Origin of the sequence: Neptunomonas sp. (assembly GCF_041601355.1) — a bacterium.
In the GTDB taxonomy this organism is placed as follows: domain Bacteria; phylum Pseudomonadota; class Gammaproteobacteria; order Pseudomonadales; family Balneatricaceae; genus Neptunomonas.
Genome location: NZ_JBFIIH010000188.1, coordinates 1 through 5,097, shown reverse-complemented (window position 1 = coordinate 5,097; position 5,097 = coordinate 1). Strand labels below are relative to the sequence as shown.

The 5,097-nt window shown below is 50.0% G+C and carries 6 protein-coding genes; 3 read left to right on the top strand and 3 right to left on the bottom strand.

What is annotated here, in order from left to right:
• A partial coding sequence (hutH, locus tag ABY436_RS18740; protein ID WP_372740448.1) for a histidine ammonia-lyase occupies positions 1-1,336 on the top strand: 1,336 nt, incomplete at its 5' end.
• Positions 1,337-1,362: 26 nt separating this feature from the next.
• On the opposite strand, the gene ABY436_RS18735 is transcribed toward hutH, so the two are convergent.
• Positions 1,363-2,538 (bottom strand): VWA domain-containing protein, encoded by a 1,176-nt coding sequence (locus tag ABY436_RS18735; RefSeq protein ID WP_372740447.1) that lies wholly within the window; start codon positions 2,536-2,538, stop codon positions 1,363-1,365.
• On the bottom strand, positions 2,538-3,383 hold the full coding sequence (locus ABY436_RS18730) for an AAA family ATPase (protein ID WP_372740446.1): 846 nt from the start codon (positions 3,381-3,383) through the stop codon (positions 2,538-2,540). Before ABY436_RS18730 ends, ABY436_RS18735 begins: the two co-directional genes overlap by 1 nt.
• A 222-nt stretch (positions 3,384-3,605) precedes the next feature.
• On the opposite strand from ABY436_RS18730, the gene ABY436_RS18725 reads away from it, so the two are divergent.
• Positions 3,606-4,055: a hypothetical protein gene (locus ABY436_RS18725; protein ID WP_372740445.1), complete on the top strand. Its 450-nt coding sequence runs from the start codon at positions 3,606-3,608 to the stop codon at positions 4,053-4,055.
• Positions 4,056-4,111: 56 nt separating this feature from the next.
• On the opposite strand, the gene ABY436_RS18720 is transcribed toward ABY436_RS18725, so the two are convergent.
• Complete coding sequence (locus ABY436_RS18720) at positions 4,112-4,780, bottom strand: glutathione S-transferase family protein (protein WP_372740444.1); 669 nt, start codon at positions 4,778-4,780, stop codon at positions 4,112-4,114.
• 187 nt (positions 4,781-4,967) lie between these two features.
• Between ABY436_RS18720 and ABY436_RS18715 the strand changes: the two genes are divergently transcribed.
• On the top strand, positions 4,968-5,097 hold a 130-nt coding region (locus ABY436_RS18715; RefSeq protein ID WP_372740449.1), incomplete at its 3' end, for a LysR family transcriptional regulator.

The window sequence follows — 5,097 nt, the reverse complement described above, 5'->3', positions numbered from 1 at the left end:
TATCTCAAGCGACGATTTAGAGCTGCTACAGCGCAGTATTGTCTTATCTCATGCGGCTGGGGTCGGCCAGTTTATGCAGCCATCTACAGTGCGCTTGATGATGGTATTAAAGATTAACGCGTTAGCACGGGGTTACTCGGGCATTCGTTTAGACGTGATTGAGGCGCTGATTACCTTACTTAATGCCGAAGTGTACCCCTGCATCCCGGAAAAAGGCTCAGTAGGCGCATCGGGTGACCTGGCGCCTTTAGCGCATATGAGTACCGTCTTGTTGGGTGAAGGCGAAGCGTTGTATAACGGCGAACGTATCAGTGGCGCCGCCGCTTTGAAGGTGGCTGGGCTGCAGCCTATCGCGTTAGGCCCTAAAGAAGGCCTGGCCTTGTTAAATGGTACACAAGCGTCGGCGGCCTTCGCGTTACAAGGGCTGTTTGCGGCTGAAGATCTGTATGCTGCCGCTACCGTCACCGGCGCGTTGTCAGTCGAAGCCGCCTTAGGTAGCCGTCGGCCGTTTGATGATCGGGTGCATCAGGTACGCGGCCACCCAACACAAATCGATGCGGCCGCCGCGTATCGTTATTTACTGGAAGAAGAGTCGGAGATCGGTAACTCGCATCAAAAATGCGAAAAAGTGCAGGACCCATACTCATTGCGTTGTCAGCCACAAGTGATGGGCGCTTGTTTACAGCAGATTCGCCAGGCCGCGCAGGTGTTGCTGGTGGAGTCGAATGCCGTATCGGATAACCCGCTGGTGTTTGCAGATGACAACGACATTATCTCGGGGGGGAATTTTCATGCGGAGCCTATTGCGATGCTGGCAGATAATCTGGCATTAGCGATTGCCGAGATAGGCGCATTATCAGAGCGAAGAATGGCTTTGCTGATTGATGCTAATCTCTCCAAGCTGCCGCCTTTTTTGGTCGACAACGGCGGCGTCAACTCAGGCTTTATGATTGCGCAAGTCACCGGCGCGGCACTGGCGTCTGAGAATAAATCTCTGGCGCATCCCGCTTCCGTGGATAGCTTGCCGACGTCTGCTAATCAGGAGGATCATGTCTCAATGGCAACCTTTTCAGCACGGCGTTTACGCGATATGTCTGAAAATACCGCAGGAATTTTGGCGGTTGAGCTGCTGGCGGCCTGCCAGGGAATCGACTTCAGGGCACCGCTAAAAACAAGCCCAGGGTTACAGCAGGCACATAGCCAGTTAAGAGCAGAAGTGTCGTTTTATGCTAAAGATCGCTACTTTTCGCCGGATATTGCGCGGGCGCAAGCGCTGATTCAGCGGGGCGACTATAACGCCTTACTGCCGGCAGGTCTGCTGCCGAGTCTTGGCTGATAAGGTCGCCCACATTAATTTATTAATTATTTGGACAGATGTTTGATGCCCGCTTCCAGGCCCGCAAGGGTCAGCGGGTACATGTGGCCGTCAAGTAGTTGGTTGATAAAAGACGTCGTTTGGCTGTACTCCCAGAAGCGTTCTTGTGTGGGGTTTAACCAGATCGCTTTCTCCCAGGTATGCAGAATCCGTTGTAGCCAAACCTGACCGGCTTCTTCGTTCATATGTTCCACACTGCCGTAGCGCTGTATCAGCTCATAAGGTGACATGGCCGCATCACCGATAAAGATCACCCGGTAGTCTTTGCCGTAAGTGTGGATCACATCCATGGTCGACAGTGTGTCATGGAAGCGGCGCTGGTTATCTTTCCAGACTTTTTCATAAACGCAGTTATGAAAGTAGAAATACTCCAGATGCTTAAATTCAGTGCGTGCCGCCGAGAACAGCTGCTCACACAGATGAATATAAGGGTCCATCGAACCGCCGATATCAAGAAAAATCAGCACTTTAGCGGCGTTATGCCGCTCTGGCACCATCTTGATGTCGAGCAACCCTGCATTGGCCGCGGTGGAGCGAATCGTATCGTTCAGGTCCAGTTCTTCAGCGGAGCCGGTGCGGGCAAATTTTCGCAGCTTTCGCAACGCCACTTTCATATTGCGCGTGCCTAGTTCGACCTGATCATCGAGGTTTTTAAACTCGCGTTTTTCCCATACTTTTACCGCACGCTTGTGCTTGCTCTCGCCGCCGATCCGAATCCCTTCCGGGTTATAACCGCTATGCCCAAAAGGAGAGGTGCCGCCGGTGCCGATCCATTTATTACCGCCAGCATGGCGATCATGCTGATCATTAAGACGTTCGTTCAGCGTTTCAAGTAGCTTATCCAGCCCACCTAACGCTTCAATCCTGGCTTTTTCCTCTTCTGAGAGGTTCTTCAAAAACTCTGAGCGTAGCCAGTCTTGCGGAATCACGTTATCAGGAAACAGATTGAGTGCCTCAAGGCCTTTAAAATAATGGCCGAACGCACGATCAAACCGATCAAAATGCTTTTCATCTTTGATCAGACAGACACGGCTGAGCAGATAAAAATCATCGACGCTGGCAAACGCGACGCCCTTTTTAAGCGCATCCAGCAACACCAGCAGTTCGTTTAAAGAAACGGGAATATCAGCCCGTTTCAGCGTGTTGAAAAAGTCGATCAGCATTAGCGGTTTTCTCGTCTTGCCATAAATGCCAGACGCTGCAACATATGCACATCCTGCTCATTTTTCAGCAAAGCGCCGTACAACGGCGGCATCGCCTGAGCAATATCTTTGTTTTGTAGCAGGTCTGCGGGAATGTCGTCAGCAATCAGCAGTTTCAGCCAATCGATGAGTTCAGACGTAGATGGCTTTTTCTTCAGGTTGTTCATCTCGCGGATTTTGAAGAAAACTTCTAAGGCCTCATTAACTAACGCCTGTTGAATACCCGGATAATGCACATCAACAATCTGCTGCATCGTCGCCCGATCCGGGAAGGTGATGTAATGGAAGAAGCAGCGACGCAGGAACGCATCCGGCAGCTCTTTTTCATTGTTCGATGTGATGATAATAATCGGGCGGTGTTTTGCGACGACACGCTCACCTGTTTCGTAAACAAAAAACTCCATCTTATCCAGCTCGACCAACAGATCGTTGGGGAACTCGATATCGGCTTTATCGATCTCATCGATCAGCAACACGACCTGCTCATCGGCATCAAACGCCTCCCATAACAGGCCTTTCTTGATGTAATTGCCGATATCATAGACTTTCTCATCGCCCAGCTGCGAATCACGTAAACGCGATACAGCGTCGTATTCGTATAATCCCTGCTGCGCTTTGGTGGTCGATTTAATGTGCCAGCGGTAGAGTTTCTTGCCTAAAGACAGCGCGACCTCTTCGGCCAGCATAGTTTTGCCGGTACCGGGCTCGCCCTTAATCAACAGCGGGCGCTGCATGGTGATTGATGCCCTAACCGCCATCTGCAATTCATCGGTAGCGACATAGCGCTCGGAGCCGTTAAAAGCCATAGTAAAATCCCATCATCAAATTTGTTTGCTGCCAGGAGTCCAACAGGCTCCTAGGTGAATGCCCTAATGTTATCAAATTTAATCTAGATTTACTCTGAGTAAAAGCCCAAGCTGGCAGAGCAGTGTTTGTATTCGCCGAGGAATAGTATTTGTATTAAGGGGCGTAAGAGAACAGGTAGCAGGGGCGTAAGCGCTTTCACATATCGACAAGGAGGATAAGAGATGATCACGCGTATAAAATCGATAGCTGGCATGAGCGGGAGAGCGGTAAGTGCGGGCATTATCCTTATCTCTCTGGCAGCAACGGCGTCGGCTGAAATAACAGCAGGTGGTGCATCAACCCGGGTCTTCCCGATACAGTCTTTTTCTACGGGTTCGTCCGCTGATGTATGGGTGATTCGTACCGATAGCAGCATAGAATATTGCCGCAGCGAGGCCACGGGAAGTACAAAAGGCGCTACAAAAGGCAGCCAAAATAAAGGCGCGGCTATTCAGTGCTACGGGCGAGATCAGCCGAATAAACTACGTTTTGCCAGTGTCGAAGCGATTATCAGCAGTGATCCCGCTATCGCCTCCGCTTACGCCATGACAAGCAGCGGGCAACTGGTGTATTGCCGTGTGCGCGGCGATAGTAAACAAAGCAAAAAACCACAGGTGCGCTGCCATTTATAAGCAGCGCTGGTTAATTGCTTCGATTACGCGCAGCAAAATTACTGATTATAAAAAGGCTAAACAGGCTCGCCCACTTCCTCTTCAGTAATCGTTTCGGACTCAAGTTTTGCCGCAGCAACCCATGCCTGAATAGCCGGATGCGCCAGTACTGTCTGCACGTAAGTACGGCTCTGCTCCGAAATCTCTGAATTCTTAGCCTCTGAAAAATAGGTATTAAACCGCAGTGCCACCGGTGCAAACATCATATCCGCGATACTGATATCACCAAATAACCAGGGGCCGTTGCCGCTATTTTTCTGCAAAAGCTCCGTCCAGATCGCATCAATTCTGGCGATATCTTTGAGTGCTGCGTCTGTCGGCGTAACCGCACGTGTGGCCCGGCAGTTCATCGGTAACTCATGACGTAAACCAAAGAACCCAGAATGCATCTCGCAGCTAATCGCTCTGGCCAACGCCCGATCAGCAACATCGGCAGGCCAGCCTTTATGCGAAAGATAGGTCTCGTTGATATATTCACAAATGGCCAGCGAATCCCACACAGTGATGTCGTTATCAATCAGCACCGGTACTTTTCCGGCGGGGGAGTAGTTCGCTAATGAGGAATAAAAATCCGGTTCAAACAACGCCAAACGGGTTTCAGTAAAAGGCAGATCAAATGCCTTCAACATAAACCATGCCCGCAGCGACCAGGACGAATAGTTTTTATTTCCAATGATCAGTTCCATGTGATTCTCCTACCCTGATTTTGTGAAGTGAAGTGCTGTTTCGAGAAGTGCGTTGTCAGCTTAGCTTCACTTTTTGGCTTCAAGAATTAAGTTGAGATCATTGTGCAATCTTGCTTTGTGTCTGACTATCGAATAGTTTTTATAGCACCTATTTGAATAACTAATAGATAGCGTAGGAGCTAACCGCATGGATATAGAAGCATTACGAAGCTTTATCGCTTTTGTTGATACCGGTAGCTTTACCCGCGCCGCAAAACAAGTGTGCCGCACCCAAGGTGCCGTCAGCATGCAGATGAAAAAGCTGGAAGAGGAAGCAG

Bases quoted from the DNA above. Each gene is read 5' to 3' on its own strand.
- ABY436_RS18730 (WP_372740446.1), bottom strand. From the start codon at position 3,383: ATGGCTTTTAACGGCTCCGAGCGCTATGTCGCTACCGATGAATTGCAG.
- ABY436_RS18725 (WP_372740445.1), top strand. From the start codon at position 3,606: ATGATCACGCGTATAAAATCGATAGCTGGCATGAGCGGGAGAGCGGTA.
- ABY436_RS18720 (WP_372740444.1), bottom strand. From the start codon at position 4,780: ATGGAACTGATCATTGGAAATAAAAACTATTCGTCCTGGTCGCTGCGG.
- ABY436_RS18735 (WP_372740447.1), bottom strand. From the start codon at position 2,538: ATGCTGATCGACTTTTTCAACACGCTGAAACGGGCTGATATTCCCGTT.